The sequence below is a fragment of the Microbacterium sp. ZOR0019 genome, from assembly GCF_000800925.1.
GTDB lineage: Bacteria > Actinomycetota > Actinomycetes > Actinomycetales > Microbacteriaceae > Microbacterium > Microbacterium aurugineum.
This window is the reverse complement of sequence record NZ_JRKC01000087.1, coordinates 1-23,185: the sequence shown is the minus strand read 5'-3', so window position 1 is coordinate 23,185 and position 23,185 is coordinate 1. Positions and strand designations below refer to the sequence as shown.

Annotated in this window: 18 protein-coding genes; 4 read left to right on the top strand and 14 right to left on the bottom strand. The window is 68.4% G+C overall.

The features are described from left to right. Positions 1-42 precede the first annotated feature (42 nt). From L978_RS16790 to L978_RS16765, 6 genes are all read right to left on the bottom strand, one after another. The gene (locus tag L978_RS16790; RefSeq protein ID WP_231555089.1) at positions 43-4,224 is read right to left on the bottom strand and encodes a PQQ-dependent sugar dehydrogenase; all 4,182 of its coding nucleotides are present in this window, start codon (positions 4,222-4,224) and stop codon (positions 43-45) included. Between the two features lie 100 nt (positions 4,225-4,324). Continuing rightward, positions 4,325-5,077: an ABC transporter ATP-binding protein gene (locus L978_RS16785; RefSeq protein ID WP_047524436.1), complete on the bottom strand. Its 753-nt coding sequence runs from the start codon at positions 5,075-5,077 to the stop codon at positions 4,325-4,327. Next, complete coding sequence (locus L978_RS16780) at positions 5,067-5,831, bottom strand: ABC transporter ATP-binding protein (protein WP_197055683.1); 765 nt, start codon at positions 5,829-5,831, stop codon at positions 5,067-5,069. The genes L978_RS16785 and L978_RS16780 overlap by 11 nt, the downstream gene beginning before the upstream one ends. Continuing rightward, positions 5,828-6,943, bottom strand: coding sequence for a branched-chain amino acid ABC transporter permease (locus L978_RS16775; RefSeq protein WP_231555088.1), 1,116 nt, complete (start codon positions 6,941-6,943; stop codon positions 5,828-5,830). The genes L978_RS16780 and L978_RS16775 overlap by 4 nt, the downstream gene beginning before the upstream one ends. After that, positions 6,927-7,811: a branched-chain amino acid ABC transporter permease gene (locus L978_RS16770; protein ID WP_047524433.1), complete on the bottom strand. Its 885-nt coding sequence runs from the start codon at positions 7,809-7,811 to the stop codon at positions 6,927-6,929. The genes L978_RS16775 and L978_RS16770 overlap by 17 nt, the downstream gene beginning before the upstream one ends. A gap of 10 nt (positions 7,812-7,821) precedes the next feature. Then, positions 7,822-9,057 (bottom strand): amino acid ABC transporter substrate-binding protein, encoded by a 1,236-nt coding sequence (locus tag L978_RS16765; protein WP_197055682.1) that lies wholly within the window; start codon positions 9,055-9,057, stop codon positions 7,822-7,824. Positions 9,058-9,184: 127 nt separating this feature from the next. On the opposite strand from L978_RS16765, the gene L978_RS16760 reads away from it, so the two are divergent. Next, the gene (locus L978_RS16760; protein ID WP_047524432.1) at positions 9,185-10,198 is read left to right on the top strand and encodes a LacI family DNA-binding transcriptional regulator; all 1,014 of its coding nucleotides are present in this window, start codon (positions 9,185-9,187) and stop codon (positions 10,196-10,198) included. A gap of 94 nt (positions 10,199-10,292) precedes the next feature. Here L978_RS16760 and L978_RS16755 read toward each other — a convergent pair whose 3' ends face one another. The 3 genes from L978_RS16755 to L978_RS16745 form a co-directional block, all read right to left on the bottom strand. Continuing rightward, positions 10,293-11,795: an arylsulfatase gene (locus L978_RS16755; protein ID WP_047524431.1), complete on the bottom strand. Its 1,503-nt coding sequence runs from the start codon at positions 11,793-11,795 to the stop codon at positions 10,293-10,295. Positions 11,796-11,881: 86 nt separating this feature from the next. Next, positions 11,882-12,775, bottom strand: coding sequence for a formylglycine-generating enzyme family protein (locus L978_RS16750; protein WP_047524430.1), 894 nt, complete (start codon positions 12,773-12,775; stop codon positions 11,882-11,884). A gap of 75 nt (positions 12,776-12,850) precedes the next feature. Beyond that, positions 12,851-14,005 carry an ROK family transcriptional regulator gene (locus L978_RS16745; RefSeq protein ID WP_047524429.1) on the bottom strand — a complete coding sequence of 385 codons (1,155 nt, stop codon included), beginning with the start codon at positions 14,003-14,005 and terminating at the stop codon, positions 12,851-12,853. A 123-nt stretch (positions 14,006-14,128) separates the two neighbouring features. On the opposite strand from L978_RS16745, the gene xylA reads away from it, so the two are divergent. From xylA to L978_RS18450, 3 genes are all read left to right on the top strand, one after another. Then, positions 14,129-15,319: a xylose isomerase gene (gene xylA / locus L978_RS16740; RefSeq protein ID WP_047524428.1), complete on the top strand. Its 1,191-nt coding sequence runs from the start codon at positions 14,129-14,131 to the stop codon at positions 15,317-15,319. A gap of 7 nt (positions 15,320-15,326) precedes the next feature. Beyond that, positions 15,327-16,631 carry a xylulokinase gene (gene xylB, locus L978_RS16735; RefSeq protein WP_047524427.1) on the top strand — a complete coding sequence of 435 codons (1,305 nt, stop codon included), beginning with the start codon at positions 15,327-15,329 and terminating at the stop codon, positions 16,629-16,631. Between the two features lie 206 nt (positions 16,632-16,837). Beyond that, positions 16,838-17,830 (top strand): DUF559 domain-containing protein, encoded by a 993-nt coding sequence (locus tag L978_RS18450; RefSeq protein WP_052193827.1) that lies wholly within the window; start codon positions 16,838-16,840, stop codon positions 17,828-17,830. A gap of 41 nt (positions 17,831-17,871) precedes the next feature. Here the strand turns inward: L978_RS18450 and L978_RS16725 are convergent, their stop codons facing one another. The 5 genes from L978_RS16725 to L978_RS16705 form a co-directional block, all read right to left on the bottom strand. Further along, entirely contained in the window at positions 17,872-18,789 is a 918-nt protein-coding gene (locus L978_RS16725; protein WP_047524426.1) for an aldose 1-epimerase family protein, read from the bottom strand. Continuing rightward, a complete protein-coding gene (araA, locus tag L978_RS16720; RefSeq protein ID WP_047524425.1) occupies positions 18,789-20,303 on the bottom strand; it encodes an L-arabinose isomerase in 1,515 nt (504 codons plus the stop codon). Before araA ends, L978_RS16725 begins: the two co-directional genes overlap by 1 nt. A gap of 32 nt (positions 20,304-20,335) precedes the next feature. Next, positions 20,336-21,919 carry a xylulokinase gene (locus tag L978_RS16715; protein WP_047524424.1) on the bottom strand — a complete coding sequence of 528 codons (1,584 nt, stop codon included), beginning with the start codon at positions 21,917-21,919 and terminating at the stop codon, positions 20,336-20,338. Next, positions 21,916-22,635: an L-ribulose-5-phosphate 4-epimerase gene (locus L978_RS16710; protein ID WP_047524423.1), complete on the bottom strand. Its 720-nt coding sequence runs from the start codon at positions 22,633-22,635 to the stop codon at positions 21,916-21,918. Before L978_RS16710 ends, L978_RS16715 begins: the two co-directional genes overlap by 4 nt. A gap of 100 nt (positions 22,636-22,735) precedes the next feature. Continuing rightward, positions 22,736-23,185, bottom strand: a 450-nt coding sequence (locus tag L978_RS16705) for a substrate-binding domain-containing protein (RefSeq protein WP_047524422.1), incomplete at its 5' end; no start/stop codon positions are given.

The following is a 23,185-nucleotide window of genomic DNA, read 5'->3' as shown; positions in this document are numbered from 1 at the left end:
CGCGGATGCGGGGCGCTGGGCACCCCGCATCCGCCGACGCGACTACCCGGCCGTCACGGTGAAGCGGACCGTCGTCGCGTTGCCCGCGACGTCGTACACGACCAGCGTGTTCGCCCCTTCCACCGCACCGAAAGCACCCGGCTTCACGGCGTTGAGATCGGACCACGCGTTGTCCGTCAGATCCTTCGCCACCCCGTTGAGGGTCAGGCGATCCACCTTCCCGGCATCGTGGAGCTTGAACGACACCAGACTGTACGTGCCGTTCGCACCGACCGTGAAGGAGCCGCCCGTTTTGACCGTAACCGTGGGAGCCGTCGCATCGAGGGTGAAGCGGACGGTCGTCGCGTTGCCCGCGACGTCGTACACGACCAGCGTGTTCGCGCCTTCCACCGCGCCGAAGGCGCCGGGCACCACCGCGTTCAGATCGGACCAGGCGTTGTTCGTCAGATCCTTCTCGACGCCGTTGAGCGTCAACCGGTCGACCTTTCCGTCATCGTGGAGCTTGAACGACACCTTGCTGTAGACGCCGTCCCTCCCCACGGTGAACGTCGCGCCGCTCTTCACGGTCGCCGTGGGCGCGGTGGTGTCAGTCGCCGCCATGGTGACCGACAGATCACGGAGGCGTCCGAAGTTGTCGAATGAGCCGAAGCCCACACGCCCCTCGGTGAACGTCTTGTCGTTCGCCGTCATCAACGGTGTGTCGATCCCGTCCACGAAGACGGCGATGTCACCGCTGTCCGCGCATCGGAGCAGCCGCACCTCGTGCCACTCCTCGTCGGTGACAGCCGGTGGCGCTCCGACCGTTCCATCCCACTGGTCGTCGATCCGCTCGCGGTCGGCACCATTGACCTTGAAGATGCCGTTGTGGGCATAGATGGAGTTGTCCTGCGAGAGGTGCGCGTAGTAGTACTCCGTGTCGGACTTCCACCCGAAGACGATGATCACATCGCGGTTGTTGACCGACGCCTTCTCGTCGAGGCGCACCTGGCCGGTGAGATCGAACGAACCGAGCTCCGGGCCCTCGGTGAGCACGGCGTACTCGAACGGACGGCGGATCCCGTCGTTCGGGTTCGTCCCCGCTTCCGTGAGGATGACCTGGTCACCGGGGAAGTCCCACTTGGCAGGGGTCTTCGGCGCCCAGTCATCCTGCGACATCACATCGGTGATGACGGTGCCGTCCGGCGTGCAGGTCGGCGGCGTCGGAGGCTCGACCTCCGGCACGTCGTACAGCGCATACTGCGCGGCCACCTGCTCGGCCGTGGGCACCGTGTCGAGCAGCATGATGTCGTCCATCCGTCCGTTGAACGGATTGGCCTCTCTGGTGTTCTGCGGGAAGCTCCCGCCGATCTTGATGCCCGCAGGCGCGGTGTCGGACGTCGAGCCCTCACCCCACGGATTGGCTGCGGTGTACTTCCCCGCGAGCTCCTCGCCGTTCATGAAGAGCTTCATCTCGCCCTTCCCGAAGTCGAAGGTCGCCGCCAGGTGCACCCATTGCCCCTTCTTGAGGATCTCGTTCCAGGGCAGATCGGCCGCGAACGTCCACGAGCCGGCACCGTCGACGCGTCGCCCGAGCGCGACGAGCTTGAGCTCGCCACCGACCGTGATGACCTCGAGCAACGCGCGCACCGCGTGTCCGTCCGACGTTCCGGTGAGCACCCCCGCGAGACCGATCGCGTTGTACACGTCGTCCGGATTCGTCGTGCCCGAGTTCAGCGCCGGGTGATCGCCGGTGGGCTTGAACCAGCCCATGACGGACGCCATGTCCGTGCCGGCGAACCTGTCCAGCGACTCGACGCCCTCGGCGTCGTAGATGCCCGCCTTCCAGTCGTCGTTCGACGCCGTCCGCGGACTCATCTGCTGCGTCTGCAGCGCCTCGCCCGCGCCCGGATAGGCACGATCGGCGACCCGCATCTCGATTCCGCCGTTGATCAGGGAGATATCGGTACCGGAACGACCCTGATCGGTCTCGATGGTCGGCTTCGCCGCGTCGGGGTGATCGAAGTCGTAGTGCGTGACGAGGTTCGGAGCGAGCGCCGGGAGCACGAACGGTGACGAGGGCTCGTCGACGGTCCGCGCACCGGTGACCTTCCAGATCTTCCCGTTCGCCTTCGACACGAGGTAGAGCTCGCCGTCGGCGTCGGAGCCGAATCGCAGATCGACGCGCTTGTCGCCGACCAGGTCCTGGAACGTCGTCTCCTCGCCGTCTGCGAACACCCGCAGCTCCTCGATCGTGGCGAGGTCACCGATGTCGCCGTCGTTGCGGATCATCTCCTCCGCATCGGTGGAGAGCACCCACCCGCGCACCAGATCGGTGAAGAGGTAGCGCCCCTGCAGCTCCGCGATCTCGCCGCGGTAGACGAATCCGCCGTTCACGGCCACTCCCGCGTCGCCGGTCTGACCGGGATCGCGATTGTGGTCGTAGGCCGCGACGGGATAGGTGAAGCCGTTCTCCGCATCGTCCTCCGGAAGCGGGAAGATCTGCCGGTTGTCGGCCACGAAGGATCCCTCGCGAACAGACCAACCGAAGTTGTCCCCGGGTTCGACCGCGTAGATCGACTCGACCTGCCATTCGCCGATGTGGGCGAGGTACATCGTGTGGTCGCCCTCGGGGTCCCAGCTGATGCGGTGGGGGTCCCGCATGCCGACGGCGAAGATCTCCGGAAGGGCATCCGACTCGTCGACGAACGGGTTGTCCGTCGGCACACCGTATTCGCCGTTCGCGCTGTCGTCGCCGGTCGGGTCCACCCGGAGGATCTTGCCCTGCGGTGTGGCGAGGTCTTGCGGATTGCCGTTGCCGACCCCGTTGCCGCCGTCGCCCACGAGCACGTACAGGTTGCCGTAGTCGGCGTCACCGGCCGAGACGGTCGGGTTGAAGGCGATCTGCTGCACGGTGTGGACACGACCGGCGAACGGGATCCTCATCACCTCGCGGTGTGTGCCCGCGAAGGTCGCCGCAGACGGGTCGTCGGCCTTCCACTCGGTGATCACACTGTGGAAGGCGGTGTTCCCGAAGGCGGGGAAGTCGGGAGTGTCCTCCGTGAGAGCCGACCCGCCCTCGGTGTGCACCGTGTAGAAGAGCCCGTTCTCGGCGAAGTCGGGGTGGAATTCCGCCGACCCCAGACCGGTGCCGAGGCCTGCGCTGTTGTGGAAATTGTCGATGAACTCGTCGCGGACGTTGAGGTAGGGAACGTACTCGCCCGAGTCCTTGTCGACCAGGTACAGGATGTCGTTGTTGTCCGGCACCATCAGCCGACCGGAGCCGTCGGGCACCTCGTCGAGGTGCGTGATCCGGTTGTGGCGCACGAGGCGCTGGTCCTGCGTGGCCGGGGTCGTGTGCGACTCCGGCAGCTGCGCCAGCTCGGCCACCTCGATTCCGAGGTCGGCGAGCGCGGGATCGGGGAGCGGGTTGAGCAGGGGTTCGGTCGCGGTGCCCCCGGGCGCGCAGTCACCCGGGTTCCCGGTGGCGATCGCGAGGTTCTCCCCCGTGGTGTCGACAGCCACGTCGTCGAGCAGCAGTCGTCCTGTGCTCGATGCGCCGTTCTTCCAGAAGAATCGATCGAGTGCGCCGTTCACCGCCTGACGGAAGCCGAACTGCTGCTCGGTGCCCTCGGGCAGGCGGGTCCTCTCTTCGTACGCACCGCCCTGGCTGTAGACGGTGACCTTGTCGGTCGCATTGTCGGCGACGATCCAGACGCACTGCCAGGCGTCACGAGACCAGACACCGGCGGGCTTGAACGCTCCGCCGTCACGCACGCGAAGGATGTCGTCGTTCTGATTGTTCACGTAGGCCCGGCTGTGCACGTAGTCGTTCGGCGCGTCCACATCGGTGAGGCCGAACGAGGTGTCCACGCTCCCGGTGCGCAGGAACCGGAAGAACAATGTGCCGGTCTCTCCCTGCGCGATCGCGGGGATCTCCCGGTACGACTGCTGTCCTCCGCCGACGGATTCGACGACCTGGTTGTTGCCGTTCAACGGATCGGCGACCACGCGCGGGGCCGTCGAGGCCACCCACCCGTCCTGCCCGTTCAACGCGACCCGCTCATAGGCCTCGAAGTCGATCAGCTCGGTGAAGGGTTCCGCCGCGGCCGCAGGAACCGCCGTCAACAGGGCTCCGACCACGGTCGCCGCGGCCACCACGGCTGCAGACCGTCGAAGTCGTCGGGAGCGCGGGGGCGCATCCGCTCGGGTCTCACGGTTCGCCGGTCGCAGGGTTCGTTCGTGCATCACAGACCTCTCAACGTCATCGTCGTGCGGTGTCGTGCCGATAAGTACCGTGCATCTCCTCCGGGGCGGCACTGCAGCGGAGGAGCAGGAGCGAAGGGCCTCAGCCCGCGTCGGTGACCGAGGGCTTGCCGCCCAGGTACAGAGCGGCGAGTGTCGGATCTGCGAGAAGCTCGGAAGCCGGACCGGAGATGTGCACGCGACCGAGATCGAGGACACAACCGATGTCCGCGGTCTCGAGCGCCCTCCGCGCGTTCTGCTCGACGAGCAGCACGGCGGTGCCGGCATCGCGCATCCGCACGATCTGCTCGAACACCTTCTCCGTGGTCTTGGGATCGAGTCCCATCGACGGTTCGTCGAGCAGCACCACCTTGGGGCTGACCATGAGTGAGCGTGCGAACTCGACCTGCTTCTGCTGACCGCCGGAGAGGAGACCCGCGAGCTGCTTCCACCGTTCCCCGACGATCGGGAACAGGTTCTGGACGAACTCGATGCGCTCCTGGATGATCGTCTGGTCCTTCAGCGTGAACGCACCGAGCATCACGTTCTCGCCGACCGTCATCTCACGGAACACACTGTGCCCCTGGAGGACGTGTGCGAGCCCGTGACGCAGCATCGACTGCGGTCCTTCACCGGTGATGTCGCGGTCATCGACGCGGATGCTTCCGGACCGCGGCTTGAGCATGCCGCTGGCCACCTTGAGCACCGTCGACTTGCCCGCTCCGTTCGGACCGACCAGACAGACCACCGACCCGGGCGGCACCTCGACCGTGAGACCGCGGAGCACGAGGGCCGCACGGCCGTATCCGGCCTCGATGTCGCGCAGCTCGAGCAAATTCTTCGCTTCAGACTCCAAGGTAGGCCTCCAGGACTCGGGGGTCTTGCTGGATGATCTCCGGGGTTCCCTCGGCGATCTGGCGGCCGCGGTCGAAGACCACGACGTGGTCGCACAGGCTCATGACCATCTCCATGTTGTGCTCGACGATGATGAACGTCTTGCCTTCTTCGTTGAGCTCGCGCACGAGCGTGGCGATGCGGCCGATGAGCGCGGGATTCACCCCTCCGGCGGGTTCGTCGAGCATGATCGTGTCGGGCTCGCCCATGAGCACACCTGCCAGCTCCAGGAGCTTCTGCTGTCCGTAGCTGAGGTTTCGCGCCTCGGCGTGCTCGAGGTGGTCGATTCCGACGCGTCGAAGCCAGTTGCGCGCCCGCTCGAGCTCCTCCGGATCGTGCGCCGAACGGAGCTGCTGACGGATGTTCGTGCTGCGCACCGCGACGAGCAGGTTCTCCATCACCGTCATGCGCGGGAACACCCGGCACAGCTGGAAGCTGCGCCCGATGCCGGCGCGCGCGATGCGGTCGGGCGACTTGCGCGTGATCGCCTGCCCTCGGTAGCGCACCTCTCCGGAGTCGGGTTTGATCATCCCGGTCACGCAGTTGAAGAAGGTGGTCTTGCCCGAGCCGTTCGGCCCGATCAGACCGTTGACCTTGCCCTCCTGGAAAGTGACCGTGGCGCCGTCGACCGCGGTGACGCCGCCGAACGACTTCGTCATCGAGACCGTGCTCAGGCTTTCGAGTGTGGCCATGGGCTGAGCCGTGGGGGCGTTCATGACGACGTCTCCTTCGTCGAAGCGTCCGCTGTTCGCGTCTTGTTCTGCTCGAGCAGCTCGCCGGCGGTGACCTCACGGATCGAGGCCGCGTTCGACGAGCGAGTGAAGAGCCCCTTCACGGCCGGGATGATGCCGTCCGGCATGAAGAGCACGACGATGCCGAGCAGGATGCCGGTGGCGATGAGGTGGAACTGCGTGTCTCCGAACTCGAGCTTGAAGTACTCGAGGGCGACCCCGACCACGACGGCGCCGAGCAGCGGTCCGAAGAGGTTCCGCACCCCGCCGAGCAGCGCCATGAGCACCATGTAGGAGCCGATGAGGATCGAGAACTGGAAGATCGGATCCAGGTCGCCGAACCACAGCGCGTACAGACCGCCTCCGAGCGCCACGAAGAGCGCGGACAGGACGTAGGCGATCAGCTTGTACCGCGTGGTCGGAACACCGAGCGACTGCGCCTTGTCCTCGTCTTCGCGGACCGACTTGAGCGCCGTGCCGAACTTGGACCGATCGATGATCCACCACACCACCAGCGCGAACGCCAGGAGTCCCGCGAACAGGTAGTAGAAGATGCGGTGGTGCTCCGGCCGCAGAACGTCGAACGGACGTGGGACGTTCAGGCCCTCGGATCCACCGGTCACGTCGCGCCAGCTCTGGAACACCAGCAGCATGATCAGCACGAAGGCGATCGAGACGATCACGAAGGAGGCGCCGCGGACGCGAAGGGCGGCGATGCCGATCGGGATCGCGATGATCGCGACGACCACGGCTGCCACGATCCAGGCGAGGAATCCGGGAAGGTCGAGGAACTTGATCAGCAGACCGGTGCCGTAGGCGCCGAGCCCGAAGTACGCGGCGTGTCCGAGGGAGATGTATCCCGTGAACCCGCCCATGAAGTTCCACCCCGTCGACAGCACGGCGTAGTTGAGGATCACCACGCCCGCCGAGAGGATGTACGGGTTCGGGGCGATCGTGGGGAAAGAGAGGACGAGCGCGGCTCCGACGACGAGGAGGACGAGTTTCACCCACGTCGTCGACCTTCTCCGCACGGGAGCGGGTGGCGCGATCACGACCGTCTCGGTGGCGATCGGCTCTCTGCTAGAAACGCTGGGCAAGACGACCTCCGAAGAATCCTTGCGGACGGAACATGAGCGTGGCGAAGAGCGCGACGTAGAAGACCGTCTGCGCCCAGGTCGGCCCCAGCGGAAGCTGGAGCAGGCTCTGCGCGACGCCGAGGATGAGCGCCGCGATCGCGGCACCGGGGATGCTGCCGAGCCCTCCGACGACGATGATCGCCATGAGCGGTCCGATCCAGTGCCAGTGGAGCGAGGGGTAGATCGTGGCGTCGAGTGAGAGCGCGGTGCCGCCGATCGCCGCCGTCGCGAGTCCGAGACCGAACCCGTAGCCGGCGACACGATCGGTGTTGATGCCGACCAGCCGTGCGGCTTCCGGATGCTGGATGGTCGCCCGCAGCGCCTGACCGAACTTCGTGTACTTGAGCAGCACGAAGAGGAGAGCGAGGGCCACGGCCGCCAGACCGAAGGCGATGAGCTTGACCACCGGCACCTGCGCGCCGAACACCTCGAGGCTGGCGCTGGCGTACGGCAGCGGGATGCGCCGCTGGGTCCCGGTGAAGAAGAACCCGAGCGCTCCCTCGATGATCAGCGCCACCGCGAACGTGAGCAGCACCGACATCATGGTCAGCGTCAAGGGCTTGAGCCTCGACACCAGCAGCCGCTGCATCACCACACCGGTCACGAAGAACAGGGGCACCGTGACGACGAGCGACACGAGCGGATCGATCCCGGTCTCCCTGTTGAACCACCACGCGAGGTAGGCGGCCAGGATGAGGAAGGCCGAGTGCGCGATCATGACCACGCGCATGATCCCGAAGTACAGCGTGAGCCCGGCCGCCAGGAGGGCGTAGAGCCCTCCCAGCAGGACACCGAGGATCAGGCTTTGCAGCAGCAGTGCTCCACTCACGATGTGCGGATCACCACGTCGGCTTCGGGTAGAGGAACTCGGCTTCCTTGACGTCCTCGGGGAGGACGATCAGGATCTCGCCGTCGATCCACTGCTGGATCAGGTGCGCACCCGTGGGCTTGCCGGTCTCATCCCAGCTGAGTTCTCCGACGACCGTGTCGACGGAGTTGTCCCGCAGCCAATCGATGAGCTCCTGCTGGCAGTCCCCCTGCTCGGCGCAGCCGACGGCCTCGACCGCAGCCGCGACGACCTGACCGGTCGTGTAGGCATTGGCTTCGTCCTCGGACGGCGGGTTGCCGTGCATCTCGGTGTACTTCTCGACGAACTCGATGTTGCTGGGGAACTGGGACTTCGGCGAGTACCCCGTGGGGGCGAGGATGCCTTCGGTCGCACCACCGATCGCGGCGGCGAACTCCGGATTCGTCGGAGCGGTCGAGAACGCCGCGAGCTCCGGCTGATAGTTCAGCTGCTGCAGCGCGATGATGAGGTTGACGGCATCCTGATACTGCGTGCCGCCGATCACGATGTCGGCATCCGACTGCGCGATCTTCGCGGCGATCGTGGAGAAGTCCGTGGTGTTCGGCGGGTAGACCTCGTTCACGAGGATCTCGACGCCGGCCTCTTCGAGCTTGTCCCGGAGTCCGTAGGCGGTGCCCTGGGCGAAGGGGTCGTCCATCGCCGCGACCGCGGCCGTCTCCGGCCTCTGGTCCTCAGGAAGGGCCAGCAGATAGTCCGCGAGGTTGTTGTAGTGGTCGTTCGCGATGGCCGGTGCCGCGTAGAAGAGATTGTCGAAACCCTGCTCGAAGACCTCCTCGGCAGCGCCGGCCGGCTCGACGAACAACATCCCGTACTCCTGCGCGACGCGCGCCGAGGGCACGACCAGTCGCGTCGAGAACGGACCGAACACCAGGTCGACGCCGTCCTGGGCGATCAGCGACTCGTAGTCCGAGACCACCCGGTCGGCATTGGACTGATCGTCGAGGATCTTCAACTCGACCTGACGTCCGAGGAGACCCCCGCTCTCGTTCACGATGTCGCGCCAGGCCTCGTAGCCTCGCTCGACACCCTTGCCCGGTTCGGAGAAGTCGCCGGTGAGCGGCAGCGAGATGCCGATGACGATGGGATCGTCCGAGCCACCTCCCTCCGCCTCATCGCCGGGGGCCGAGCAGGCCGAAACCGTGAGCGCGGCGATCGACAGCGTCCCGATCGCCGCAGCGATCCGTCGACCGTGTCTGGGTGCAGTCATCCGAGTCTCCTACGTCATCGTAGCGAAAGCGCTTTCGTAAGCGCTTCCGCCACTATAGTGGGATCGAAGAACGAAGAGCAACCTACCTCGCAATCAGCGTTGATCTTGCTCCACAGGGGGAGGTTTCGTGAAGCGTGAAGGCGCGCCACGACTGATTGATGTGGCCGAAGCCGCAGGGGTCTCCCTCGCGAGTGCGTCGCGGGCGATGACGGGCGGACCGGGGATATCGCCCGAGGTCGCCGAACACGTGAGAACGGTCGCCAATCGGCTCGGCTACGAACCGAACATGCACGCGCGAGGACTCGCCGGCGGCCTCGTCCCGACGATCGGCCTCGTCGTGCACGAGATCGGCGACCCCTACTTCTCGGACATCGCGAGCGGTGTGATCCGCAGCGCGACGCTCGAGAACCGCTCCGTGCAGATCGCACAAGCCGACCGCACGCCCGACAGCGAGCTCGCTCAGGTCAAATCCCTGCTGCGCCAGCGCGTGGGATCCATCATCATCGCCGGCTCCGGCTACGCCGACCACCGCCGCGAGCTGGGCATGTCCGAAGCCCTGTTGGACTTCACCCTCGCCGGTGGCCGCGCCGCCGTCATCGGTCGACACCACCTTCCGGTCGACGCCGTGCTCCCCGACAACCACCGCGCCGGTATCTCCGTCGGCCGTCACCTCGCCGAGCTGGGACACCGCCGCATCGGCGTCGTCGCCGGGCCCCTGGACCTCAACACGGTCGCCGACCGCATCGCGGGTCTGCGCGAAGGCACCGCCGACACCGACGTCGAACTCACCGTGGTCTCGCAGGAGTTCACCCGGGAGGGCGGCATCGCGGGGGCCAGAGACCTGCTCGATCGGGACGTGACGGCCATCGTGGGTCTCAACGACGCCATGGCCATCGGCATTCTCAGCGAACTGCGCCAGCACGGCATCCGCGTGCCGGAAGAGATGTCGGTGGTGGGCTTCGACGACATCGCCGTCGCGCCGGATGTCGCCCCCGCGCTCACCACCGCGCGGATCCCGATGTTCGAGATGGGGCAGCACGCGGTCTCGCTCATCCTTCGCCCGGCGAGCGATGAGGCCCGTACGATCACGACCGCGCACGAGCTCATCATTCGTCAGTCCTCCGGCCCGCCCCGGAGCTGACCCCCGCCCCGCTCCGGTCGCTCCGGTCGCGATATGACAGCCTCCGGACCATTTCTGGCTGCCATATCGCGACCGGAACCTTGAGGGAGGGGGCTCAGGAGCTGCCGGCGGTCGACGCCTCCAGCTTCTCCATGACCTGGTTGATCGTGAACGACGCCGATTCCTGCCGGGCCGGGAATTCCGCGAGGGTCTGCAGCATGCGCGCCACATATGCCTGCGCCGGCACGAACAGGAAGATCCGGTCGAGCACCCAGTCCCAGTAGGTGTTCGACGTGATGTCCGCCCGCTCGTAGGGATCCGTGCGGAGGTTGAACAGCTTCGGGAATCGCAGCTCGATGTACGGTTCCTGCCAGATCTGCAGGGTCCCGGAGGCGCGCTGCTCGAGGAACACGAGCTTCCAGTTGTCGAAGCGCAGTGCGGTGAGGTCGCCGTCATCCGAGACGTAGAAGAAGTGTCGGCGCGGACTCTGATCGACGGCACCGGTGATGTAGTCGAGCTGGTTGTTGCCGTCGAGGTGCACCGTGAACTCGGTCCCGTGCAAGTCCGTGCCCGACTTCAGCCGCTCCGCGATGTCCGTATCGCCGACAGCCGCGAGCAGGGTCACGAACCAGTCGTTGTGGCTCACGATCCCGTTGAGCGTCGTCCCGGCGGGGATGTGCCCCGGCCAGCGGACCATCGCCGGCACGCGGTAGGCGCCCTCCCAGTTCGAGTTCTTCTCGTTGCGGAACGGCGTCATGCCGGCGTCCGGCCAACTGTTCATGTGCGGACCGTTGTCGGTGGAATACATGACGATCGTGTTCTCGGCCAGTCCCAGCTCGTCCAGGAGGTCGAGCAGACTGCCCACGACGCCGTCGTGATCGATCATCGTGTCGTGGTACTCCGACTGCCAGCGTCCGGCCTGCCCCTTGCTCTCTTCCTTGGTGTGGGTGCGGAAGTGCATGTGGGTGGAGTTGAACCAGACGAAGAAGGGGGTGTCGTCGTCCGCCTGCGTGCGGATGAAGTCGGCCGCCGCATCGCGGAACTCCTCGTCGACCGTCTCCATGCGCTTCTTGGTGAGCGGTCCGGTGTCTTCGATCCGCTGTGTTCCGTCGGCGTTCGCCCAGCTGTGGAGCACACCGCGCGGGCGGAACTTCTCGCTGAAGCCGGGGAACTCCTCGTCGGTCGGGTAATCCGGATGCTCGGGCTCCTCCTCCGCGTTCAGGTGGTAGAGGTTGCCGAAGAACTCGTCGAAGCCATGCGCGGTGGGCAGGTGCTCGTCTCGATCTCCGAGGTGGTTCTTGCCGAACTGCCCGGTGGCGTAGCCGTGATGCTTGAGCGCATCCGCGATCGTGGGGTCTTCGGGCTGGAGGCCCAGCTTCGCGCCGGGCATCCCCACCTTGGTGAGTCCGGTCCGATAGGGGTTCTGTCCGGTGATGAAGGCCGCACGTCCCGCCGTGCAGCTCTGCTCGCCGTAGTAGTCGGTGAACTTCACGCCCTCATCGGCGATCCGATCGATGTTCGGCGTCCGATAGCCCATCAGACCGTCGGAATACGTGCTCAGGTTGCTGATGCCGATGTCATCGCCCCAGATGATGAGGATGTTGGGCTTCTCGGCCATGGGTGACTCCTTGCTTCAACCGGTGAGAGGGGGCGGATGCCCCCGGTCGAAGCCAAACAGGTCCACGGGCCGAAACCCAGGACGCCTCACTCGGAGCGGGTGAGGCGGAACCCGATGTGCGACATCCCCGTGTCCTCCGCTTGCGGCGAGCGCGCGGCAGGCCGGAACCGCAGGCAGTAGTCCGGCGAGCACAGGTGGGATCCACCCTTGAGCACGCGACGGGGGATGCCGGGGAAGCCCTCCTGCGCGCTCGCTGCGGCGAGGAGGTTCGTCCGCTTCCCCGCATCGACCGGGGTGTCGGAGAGCCGCAGGTGCCGCGGGGTGTAGAAGTCGGTCGTCCACTCCCACACGTTGGCGATCATGTCGTACAGGCCGTAGCCGTTCGGCGGATAGGAGCCGACGGGCGCTGTGCCGCCGACACCCTGGTTGTCGTAGGGGAAACGACCGAGCCAGGAGTTCGCTTGGGCGACGCCGCCCGGGTACGGCTCGTCCCCCCACGCGAACGGCGCGCCTTCCAGGCCGCCGCGCGCCGCGTACTCGTGCTCGGCTTCCGTGGGCAGCCGCATCCCGACCCAGTCCGCGTACGCCACCGCGTCCTCGAACGCGACGTGCACGACCGGATGCTGCATCCGGTCGTCGATCGAGGAGTCCGGTCCGAAGGGTCGACGCCAGAAGGCTCCGGGCTGCCAACGCCACCAGTTGCGCCAGTCCCCGAGATTCGTCGGTCCCGACGTCGGCGTGAAGACCATCGCTCCGGGGACGAGGTCGGCAGGGTCGGCGCCCGGAAATGCGGCCGGATCGAGCTCCCGTTCGGCGACGGTCACGTACCCCGTCGCGTCCACGAACTCGGCGTACTGCGCGTTGGTCACCGGATAGCGGTCGATGAAGAACGAGGCGACCTCACGCTCGTGCACCGGGCGTTCATCGGGGTAGAAGTCCTCGGACCCCATCAGGAACGTGCCGCCCGGGATCTGGACCATGTCGCGCGAGTTCGTCACGTGACTCAGCGTAGTGTCCGACTCTCCGCGGCTGCAGGGGTGTTCTCGGAGGGGGTGTCAGATGACGCGGGCGGTCGTCCACGCGAGTTCGGCGGCACCCAGCAGCAGGCGGTCTGCCGCGAGGGAGGCGGGGAGGATGCGCAGTCCCTCTGCGTTCTCGGTCATCGCTCGAGCTGCCACGTCCGCGGCGAAGCCCTCCGCGTCGACGCTCTCGAGGAGGGCGAGGAATCCGCCGAGGACGACGACGGAGGGGTTCAGTATGTTGACGGCGTCGGCGATCGCCTGCGCGAGGAAGGCCCGCTGGCGGGCGCACTCGGCGCGGACGGCGTCCTCATCGGCAGCCGCGGCGAGCGCGCTGGCGAGCGTCGCCTCGTCTGCCACCGCGAGACCGAGCGCCGCCAGCAACCGCGCCCTGCTGACGACGTCTTCCAGGACCGCATCGGAGGAGACGTCGACGCGGTTCTGGCCGAACTCACCGGCGAATCCGCCCACACCGCCCACCGGCGCCCCGTGCACGATGATCCCCCCGCCGATGCCGGAGGGGCCGCCGTTGAGGTAGACGAGATCGTCCACGCCCTGGGCGGCACCGAACAGGTGCTCGGCGAGCGCACCGAGACTCGCATCGTTGCCCACCGCCACCGGGAGCCCGGTCGCCGCGGCGATGGATGCACGCAACGGCAGATCGGTCCATCCCAGGTGCGGCGCATTGCGCACGAGTCCGTCCGCGGCACGCACCAGACCGGGCACCGCCACCCCCACCGCGATCACGCGCATCCCTGCGAGCGCACCGCGTCTCCAGCGGTCGATCACTCCGGCGACGAGGGGCGCCACCTCGTCCGCACCGAGCAGCGAGGTCGACTCGATCCGTTCCCGCACCGCGATCGTGCGCGCGAGGTCGATCGCTGCGATCTCGACCGCGTCGACCTCGGGGTTCACGGCGATCACGACCGTCGTCGGAGCTGCGGCGACCACGGGCGACGGGCGCCCCACCCGGCCCACCGGTCCCGGCTCGCGCTCGACGACCCAGCCGTCACCGGCGAGTTCTGCGACGAGGTCCGCGATGGTCGAGCGGTTCAGTCCGGTCGCGGCGGTCAGTTGGGCGCGCGACTGCTCGCCGCCCAGATGGACGAGACGGAGCACACGGGCGAGGTTACCGGCACGCACCCCGCCGTTCGCGTCCTTGGCGGCGGCGCCCTCCCCGGGTTCGGTCACGTGGTCCTCGCATTCCCGCTCGGTGTCTCAGTCTAGGAGGCTGGACATCCTGCTCTTCTCCGTATAAGTTGCTGTCAACAACATATACGCGCACGCCGCCGTGCGCCCGTGCGAAGGAGCATCATGAGCCTCACCCCGACCCGCGCCGACAAGTTCTCGTTCGGTCTCTGGACCGTCGGATACAACGGCTCCGATCCCTTCGGCGGTCCGACGCGTCCGGCCCTCGACGTCGTGCACGCCGTCGAGAAGCTGGCGGAACTCGGCGCCTACGGTCTCACCTTCCACGATGACGACCTCTTCGCCTTCGGGTCGACGGATGCCGAGCGCCAGACGCAGATCGACCGCCTCAAGGGTGCGCTCGCCGACACGGGTCTCGTCGTGCCGATGGTCACCACGAACCTGTTCAGCGCCCCGGTCTTCAAGGACGGCGGCTTCACCTCGAACGACCGCCAGGTGCGCCGCTTCGCGCTGCGCAAGGTGTTCCGTCAGCTCGACCTGGGCGCAGAGCTCGGTGCGCGCACGTTCGTCATGTGGGGTGGCCGCGAGGGCGCGGAGTACGACTCGGCGAAAGACGTGCGTGCCGCGCTGGAGCGCTACCGGGAGGCCGTCAACCTGCTCGGCGACTACGTGACCGACAAGGGCTACGACATCCGGTTCGCGATCGAGCCGAAGCCGAACGAGCCGCGCGGCGACATCCTGCTCCCCACCCTCGGCCACGCGATCGCGTTCATCGATTCCCTGGAGCGCCCCGAGCTCGTCGGCGTCAACCCCGAGGTCGGACACGAGCAGATGGCGGGTCTCAACTTCACGGCCGGCATCGCCCAGGCCCTGTACCACGGCAAGCTCTTCCACATCGACCTCAACGGCCAGCGCGGCATCAAGTACGACCAGGACCTCGTGTTCGGCCACGGCGACCTGCACAACGCCTTCTCCCTGGTGGACCTGCTCGAGAACGGCGGCCCGAACGGCGTGCCCGCCTACGAGGGACCCCGTCACTTCGACTACAAGCCCTCGCGCACGGAGGACGAGGCGGGGGTCTGGGACTCGGCTGCCGCCAACATGCGGACCTACCTGCTGCTGAAGGAGCGTGCTGCGGCCTTCCGCGCCGACCCCGAGGTGCAGGAGGCGCTGGCCGCCGCGAAGGTCGCCGAACTCTCGACGCCGACGCTCGACGAGGGCGAGTCCTACGACGCCTTCCTGACCGACCGCAGCGCCTACGAGGAGTTCGACGCCGACGCCTACCTCGGCGGCAAGGGCTTCGGGTTCGTCCGCCTCCAGCAGCTCGCGACCGAGCACCTGCTGGGCGCCCGGTGATCGGCTGATGGCGCTCGTCCTCGGCGTCGATTCGTCGACGCAGGCATGCAAGGTCGTCGTCGTCGACGCCGAGACGGGAGCGGTGGTGCGCAGCGGTCGCGCCCCTCATCCCGACGGCACCTCGGTCGATCCTGAAGCGTGGTGGTCCGCACTGACCGCCGCGATCGAGGCTGCCGGGGGTCTCGACGACGTCACGGCGTGGGCCATCGGCGGGCAACAGCATGGGATGGTGGCGCTCGACGCCTCGGGCGCCGTCATCCGCGATGCGCTGCTCTGGAACGACACGCGCTCCGCGGAGGCAGCGGCCGACCTCGTCGCCGAGTTCGGTGCGCAGGAGCTGGCCGAGCGCACGAACGTGGTGCCGGTGGCCTCGTTCACGATCTCGAAGCTGCGCTGGCTGCGCGACCACGAACCCGAGAACGCGGCTCGCGTGGCGGCGGTCGCCCTCCCCCACGACTGGCTGACGTGGCGACTCCGCGGCTACGGACCGGCAGGCGCGGAAAGCGCGCCTCTCGGACCCGCGTTGGATCAGCTCGTGACCGACCGCTCCGATGCGTCCGGCACCGGATACTGGAGCCCCACGACCGGACGATACGATCGCGAGCTGTTGATCGCAGCCCTCGGACACGACGTCCTGCTGCCGCGCGTGCTCGGTGCGGACGAATCCGTGGAGGATGCGAGCGGTCGCCGGGTCGGGCCGGGGGCAGGCGACAACGCGGCGGCCGCGCTCGGACTCGGCGCGGGCCCCGGCGACGTCGTGGTCTCGATCGGCACCAGCGGCACGGTCTTCGCGGTGAGCGCGGAACCGTCCGCCGACCCGTCCGGCATCATCTCGGGGTTCGCCTCGGCCGACGGCCACTTCCTCCCCCTGGTCTGCACGCTCAATGCGGCGCGGGTGCTCGACGTCACGGCGGCCCTGCTCGGAGTCGACCATGACGAGCTCAGCAGGTTGGCTCTGTCGGCGTCGGCCGGAGCGGCAGGACTCTCGCTCGTCCCCTACTTCGAGGGTGAGCGCACCCCGAACCTGCCCGATGCCACGGCGACCCTCAGTGGTATGACCCTCGCCTCGACCACGCGCGAGAACCTGGCGCGCGCCGCGGTGGAGGGCATGCTCTCGGGGCTCCGCGCAGGACTCGACGCCCTGCGGGAGGCGGGAGTGCCGCTGCGGCGAGGGCTGCTGATCGGCGGCGGGGCGCAGTCGGAGGCCGTGCGGGAGATCGCGCCGCAGGTGTTCGGCATCCCCGTCGAGGTGCCGGCCGCGGGTGAGTATGTCGCCCTGGGCGCTGCCCGTCAGGCCGCCGCGCTGCTCTGACCCGCCCCTTCACGTCCGCGCCCCGTCCTCCACAGCCGGTTCCGCATCCCGTCCTCCACAGCCGGTTTTGTCGGCGCACGCACCCCACGCTCCGGTCGCGAGATGTCAGCCAATTCGCCTCCCAGAGCTGACATATCGCGACCGGAGGAGGAGCAACCCTGGGGAGAGCCGTCCACGCGGCACGCGTCCGGTGCCAGCGTCGAGGGATGGGACGCACACGAGACCCCCTTCCTCCGAACCTCGGCGACAGTTTCAGTCTGCGAGCCGCATATCGCGCGGGGGTCGGACGAGGCCGACTCAGCGCCGACGATCTGGAGCGCCCGTTCCCGGCCGTACGGCGGCGACTCCCTCCTGACCGCTCAGAACAGCCGGACCCGTACCGACGCCAACGGGATGCGCGTGTCACCGCCGCCCGGGCCTACGCCCACCGCATGCACGAGCGGCAGCACATCAGCCATGAATCGGCGGCTGCGCTCTGGGGTGCTCCCTTGCCCCTGACCCGCACCCTGGAGGGGGCTATCGCGGAGGCGGACGCGCTCGGCGTGCATGTCACCACGATCGGCACGGGCCCACTATCCCGGGTCCGCGGCGTGGTCAGGCATCGCGGGAAGGAGGATCGCACGGCCACGACGCACCTCGAGGGCATCCGTCTCTCGGATCCCGCGACCACCTGGGCCGCTCTCGGCCGACTGCCCATCTTCGATCTCGTCGCACTCGGCGACTACTTCTGCCGCGCCTGGCGCTCCGGTCATGGTCGCCCTACGCCGCGACGGGCGCCGCTAACGACGATCGCTGCGCTCGAAGCTGCCCTGAGCTCAGGGCGCCGCGTCGGAATCCGCAACCTGAGGGAAGCGCTCCCGCTGATCCGCGAGGACTCCTGGTCGCCGCGTGAGAGTCGGGTGCGCTGCCTCCTGGTCCAGGCCGGACTGCCGGAGCCCGAGCTCAACGTCGACATCTTCGAGGATGGTGTCTTCCTGGCCTGCGGTGACCTCGTCTACCGCCGACACCGGGTGCTCATCGAGTACCACGGCATGATGCACGGCGCGCAGTGGGCGGCGGACGTCGAGCGTGCCGCGGCGCTGCGTGCGGCGGGGTGGACGGTGATCGAGGTGACGGCGCCTCTGCTCGCTCAGCCCGAGGTGCTCGTGCGTCGCGTACGTGCCGCCCTTCGCTCCGGTCGCGGAATGGCACCGAATTGAGCCGGGAGCCATGCATTTTCGCGACCGGAGGCCGCTGGACGTTAGATCCCGAAGATCCGCCACGAGGCGGCGTGCGCCTCGCCCGGCGCCAGGGTCACCAGGTCGACGCCGGAGTTGAAGGCATCGGGAGGACACGTCATCGGTTCGACCGCGAGCCCAATGCGATGGGTCGACGGAACTGCGGGGGTGTCGGCGGTATGCACCTGCACCCACGGGCACCGCCGGTCCCACGCGATCCCGACGCCCTCCCCCGTAGCCGCGACGACGCGGACCTCCGCGATCTCGTCCGCACGAGCGAGCGAGGTGAACGCGTGGTCGATGAACACATCGCCGATCCGCCTCCCCTCGCGGAAGTCCCATTCCGGGTGCTCCGTCACGGACTCCACGGTGACCGGGCTCAGCCGCTCCGGGGTCACCGTCAGCACCTCGGATGCCGGAAGGGTGAGCGTCCAGTCGTCCACGCGTCCGGGCCCGGCCACGAGGTAAGGATGCGGTCCGGTACCCCACGGCGCCGTCTCCGCACCGAGGTTGCGCGCCGTGACGGTCTGGTGCAGTCCATCGGCATCGAGGCGATAGTCGACCTCGACCTCGATGCGGAACGGGTAGCCGGCCTGAGGCTCGATGACGGCGGCCAGCGAGACGCGATCCTCCCTTACGAGGCGATCTTCGAACTCCACCCAGACGAGGAGTCCATGAAGGGCTTGGCCGCGCTCCGGTTCGGTCAGTGCCAGCTGGTGCTCGGCACCGGCGAACCGGTAGCGTCCGTCGACGATGCGGTTGGGCCAGGGAGCGAGTGTCGCCCCACGATAGGCCGGGCGCACCTCATCCGCATCGAAGGGGACAACCAGGTCGCGCCCGTCGAAGGTCAGCGTCCGGAGAGTAGCGCCGACGCTCGCGATCTCCGCCGCATAACCGTGGCCGGTGAGACGCCGTTGTCGACCGGAGCGAGGCGCCACCATCAGAGCCCCTGCGCCAGGCGGTAGTACGCCTGATTCCAGCGCACCTGCTTCTGGAACTCCGGCAGCGTCGTGCTGTCGTCGATCACCAGCAGCTCGACCTCTGCCATCTCGGCGAAGTCGCGGAACGCCTCGATGCCGACCGCGGTCGACATGACCGTGTGGTGTGCGGCCCCCGCCGTCAGCCACGCGGCGGCGCTGGTGGTGAAGTCCGGTTGCGGCTTCCAGACAGCACGCCCGACCGGGAGCTTGGGCAGCGCGGCGCGCGGTGGCACGTTCTCGACCACGTTCGCGGTGAGACGGAAACGGTCGCGCATGTCGCTGAGGGCGACGACGACCGCGGGCCCCGGGTCCGCCGTGAAGACGAGTCGCACCGGGTCGTCCTTGCCGCCGATGCCGAGCGGATGGATCTCGAGCGTGGGCTTCGCGGTGGTCAGCGACGGCGAGACCTCGAGCATGTGGGCGCCGAGGATCAGCTCGTCGCCGGGCGTCATGTCGTAGGTGTAGTCCTCCATCAGGCTCGCGCCGCCGGGGAGGCCGGAGCCCATGACGTTGGCGATGCGCACGAGCACCGCGGTCTTCCAGTCGCCCTCGGCGCCGAAGCCGTAGCCCTCCGCCATCAGTCTCTGCACTGCGAGACCCGGCAACTGCGTCAGGGCGCCCAGATCTTCGAACGAGGTCGTGAAGGCGCTGAAGCCGCCCTCCTCCAAGAAGGATCGCAGCCCGAGCTCGATCGCGGCACCGTCGCGCAGCGAGGAGTGCCGGTCGCCGCCGCGCCGGAGCTCGGGGGCGACCTCGTACAGTTCCTCGTACTCGGCGACCAGCGCGTCGATCTCACCGTCGGATGCTGCCGCGACGGCATCCGCCAGCTCGTTCACACCCCAGGTGTTGACCTGCACGCCGAAGCGCAGTTCCGCCTCGGTCTTGTCACCCTCGGTCACGGCGACGAATCGCATGTTGTCCCCGAAACGGGCGAGCTTCAGATCGCGGGATGCCGCCAGCCCGGCGGCCGCACGCTGCCAGGTGCCGAGCTCCCGGCGCACGCGCGGGTCGGAAGCATGCCCCACGATGGTCTTGCGCGGCACGCCCAGGCGCGTCTGGATGTATCCGAACTCACGGTCGCCGTGCGCGGCCTGGTTCAGGTTCATGAAGTCGAAGTCGATGTCGGCCCAGGGCAGCTCGACGTTCGCCTGCGTGTGCAGATGGGCGAGGGGCTTGCGCAGGGCGTCGAGGCCGGCGATCCACATCTTCGCGGGGCTGAAGGTGTGCATCCAGGCGACGAGACCGATCACCCGATCATCGGCGTTGGCTTCGAGCGCCGTCCGCTTGATGGCCGCCGCATCCGTGAGCACCGGCTTCCAGACGATGCGCACCGGGATCTCGGCGGACTCATCCAGCAGCCGGGCGATCTCCTGGGACTGCGCCGCGACCTGCGCGAGCGTCTCGGGACCGTAGAGATGCTGGCTGCCGGTGAGGAACCAGACTTCGTAGCCGTCGAGCGAGGTGGTGAGAGCCATGGGGCGTGCCTTTCGAGTGAAGCGCAGATGCGTCAGAGGGATGCGACGGCCGCCGCCTCGACGGCCAGACCCGCGCGGTAGCGATCGAGGTAGGACGAGAATCCGGCGACGTCCGCCGGATCGGGGTCGACGACAGCGACGGCTGCCGAGGCGAAGACCCGCTGGTCGAGGTAGTCCCCCAGCGTGAACTCGTCGGCCGCGGCGAGGTAGGAAGCGAGCACCGCGATGCCCCATGCCCCGCCTTCCGAGGCGAGGTCGCCGACCGCGACCGGAGCCGCGAGCGCCCCGGCGAGGAACCGCTGGGCGACCCCGGCTGTGCGGAACATGCCTCCGTGGGCGAGCATCCTGTACAGCTCCACGCCCTCTGCGGTGAGCACCTGCATACCGAGGGCGAGGGTGCCGAACACGCCGTACACCTGCGCACGCACGAAGTTGGCGAGGTGGAAGTCGCTGTCGGGCGTGCGGACGAACAGCGGTCGCCCGGCGGCGAGCCCGGCGATCGGCTCTCCGGCCAGGTGGTTGTAGGCGAGCAGCCCGCCGGCGTCGGCTTCTCCTGCCAGTGCCTCGCGGAACAGCACGTCGAACACGGCGTCCTCGTCGAGAGGCTGCCCCGCCGCCGCGGCGAAGCGTCCGAACAGCCCCGCCCACGCGGCGAGCTCACTGGCCCCGTTGTTGCAGTGCACCATCGCCACGGCGTCTCCTGCCGGGGTGGTGACGAGGTCGAGTTCATCGTGCTGCTCCGCCAGCGGCCGCTCCAGCACGACCATCGCGAAGATGCTCGTGCCGGCACTCACGTTTCCGGTGCGCGGAGCCACGGCGTTCGTCGCCACCATCCCGGTTCCGGCGTCACCTTCGGGCGGGCAGAGGGGGATGCCCGGCCGCAGCGCTCCGGTGGGGTCGAGGAGGGCGGCACCGTCGTCGGTGAGCGTCCCTGCCGCCGCCCCCGCCACCCGCACCGCCGGGAGCAGCGCGGTCAGCGAGGCGGGAAGCCGATCGCCCGCGAGCTCGGTGTAGGACCGCAGCATCCCCGCGTCGTAGTCGGCCGTGGCCGCGTCGATCGGGAACATGCCCGAGGCGTCGCCCACCCCCAGGACGCGCTCGCCGGTCAGTGCGTGATGCACGTACCCCGCGAGCGTCGTGACGAAGTCGAGGCGGGGCAGGTGCGGTTCCGCATCGATCACGGCCTGATGCAGGTGCGCGATCGACCAGCGCAGCGGGATGTTCACCCCGAGAGCCGCGCGGAGCTCGGCGGCGGCGGGCCCCGTGTTCGTGTTGCGCCAGGTGCGGAACGGGACGAGCAGCCCACCGTCGGCGTCGAGAGCGAGGTAGCCGTGCATCATCGCCGAGATGCCGATCGCCCCGAACGTCTCGGGGCGGAGGCCGTGCCGCCGCTCGACGTCGTCCACGAGCCCGGCATATGCGGCTCGCAGCCCGGTCCAGACGTCGTCGAGCGCGTAGGTCCACAGGCCGTCTTCGAGGCGGTTCTCCCAGGAGAAGGTTCCGGTGGCGAGCACCTCGGCCGGGTCGGAGCCGACCAGGCAGGCTTTGATCCGCGTCGACCCCAGTTCGATGCCGAGACTCGTGCGGCCGGCGGCGATGTCGTCGCGCGCGCTCATCGCCGGGAGTCCGTGCTCTGGCCGTAGACGTGCTGGTAGCGCTCGTAGAGGCTGTCGATCGCTGCCTGCGGAATCGGGATCAGGGGCCCCGCCTCCCGGGCGAGATGCACGGTGCGAGCGACGTCTTCCACCATGACCGCCGCCTTCACCGCATCCTTCGCATCGGCGCCGATGGTGAACGGCCCGTGGTTCTGCATGAGCACCGCCCGCGACCGATGGCCGCTGAGGGTCTCGACGATGCCACGACCGATCGAGTCGTCTCCGATGATCGCGAACGGCCCGAGCGGCACGGGGCCGCCGAACTCGTCGGCCATGGCGGTGATGACGCAGGGGATCTCCTCGCCGCGCGCCGCCCAGGCGACCGCATAGGGCGAGTGCGTGTGCACGACTCCGCCGACCTCCGGCATGTGCCGATAGACGTAGGCGTGCGCGGCGGTGTCGCTCGAGGGCGAGCGTTCACTGCCCTCGGTACCGGGGATCACGTTCCCGTCGAGATCGCACAGGATCATGTTCTCGGGCGCGAGGTCGTCGTAGCTCACCCCGGACGGCTTGATCACGAAGAGATCGGCACCGGGGACGCGCCCGGAGACGTTGCCTCCGGTCCAGACGACCAGCCCGTAGCGGACCAGTTCGCCGTGCAGGCGGGACACATCCGCGCGGACGGTGGCGATCGCCCTCTCGATGTCGGGGGCGAAGGTGGGGGCGTCGTCGCTCACGGCTACCTCGATCGTCGTGACCGGTCACTGTGACCGGTCACGGAAGTCTGTCACGGCTGCTCGGCACCCGTCAACCCGCCGCCCCCGGCGAGCGCAGCACTCAGCGCGGAGGAGCGATGGAGGCGCGCGAGACCAGCACCGGCGCCACGGCGGCGAGATCGGAGGGGGCCGCGGCTCCGTCCCCGATCACCGCAGCGACAGCCCTCCGCGCCAACTCGTCGAAGTCCTGGCGCACGGTCGTGAGCGCGGGCCAGTAGTAGGCGGCGTCAGGAGTGTCGTCGAACCCGACGACACTCACGTCGTCCGGGACGTCGAGCCCCGCCTCGTGCAAGGCGCTCAGCAGCCCCAGCGCCATCTGGTCGTTGGCGGCGAACACCGCGGTCACGCCGGACCGTCGCACCGCTTCGACCGCGGCGTGCCCCGACCCGGCCGACCAGTCCCCCGCGATCACGGGGCCGGGCGTCAGGCCACGGGCGGCGAGCTCCGCGGCGAATCCGTCGGCGCGCGACTCCGCCTCCAGCCAGTCGGTCGGCCCGGCGAGGTGCGCGAT

What these genes read in the sequence shown, in the direction of transcription:
- L978_RS16790 (WP_231555089.1), bottom strand. Translation starts at nt 4,224, where the DNA reads ATGCACGAACGAACCCTGCGACCGGCGAACCGTGAGACCCGAGCGGAT.
- L978_RS16780 (WP_197055683.1), bottom strand. Translation starts at nt 5,831, where the DNA reads ATGAACGCCCCCACGGCTCAGCCCATGGCCACACTCGAAAGCCTGAGC.
- L978_RS16765 (WP_197055682.1), bottom strand. Translation starts at nt 9,057, where the DNA reads ATGACTGCACCCAGACACGGTCGACGGATCGCTGCGGCGATCGGGACG.
- L978_RS16755 (WP_047524431.1), bottom strand. Translation starts at nt 11,795, where the DNA reads ATGGCCGAGAAGCCCAACATCCTCATCATCTGGGGCGATGACATCGGC.
- L978_RS16750 (WP_047524430.1), bottom strand. Translation starts at nt 12,775, where the DNA reads ATGGTCCAGATCCCGGGCGGCACGTTCCTGATGGGGTCCGAGGACTTC.
- xylA (WP_047524428.1), top strand. Translation starts at nt 14,129, where the DNA reads ATGAGCCTCACCCCGACCCGCGCCGACAAGTTCTCGTTCGGTCTCTGG.
- xylB (WP_047524427.1), top strand. Translation starts at nt 15,327, where the DNA reads ATGGCGCTCGTCCTCGGCGTCGATTCGTCGACGCAGGCATGCAAGGTC.
- L978_RS18450 (WP_052193827.1), top strand. Translation starts at nt 16,838, where the DNA reads ATGGGACGCACACGAGACCCCCTTCCTCCGAACCTCGGCGACAGTTTC.
- L978_RS16725 (WP_047524426.1), bottom strand. Translation starts at nt 18,789, where the DNA reads ATGGTGGCGCCTCGCTCCGGTCGACAACGGCGTCTCACCGGCCACGGT.
- araA (WP_047524425.1), bottom strand. Translation starts at nt 20,303, where the DNA reads ATGGCTCTCACCACCTCGCTCGACGGCTACGAAGTCTGGTTCCTCACC.
- L978_RS16715 (WP_047524424.1), bottom strand. Translation starts at nt 21,919, where the DNA reads ATGAGCGCGCGCGACGACATCGCCGCCGGCCGCACGAGTCTCGGCATC.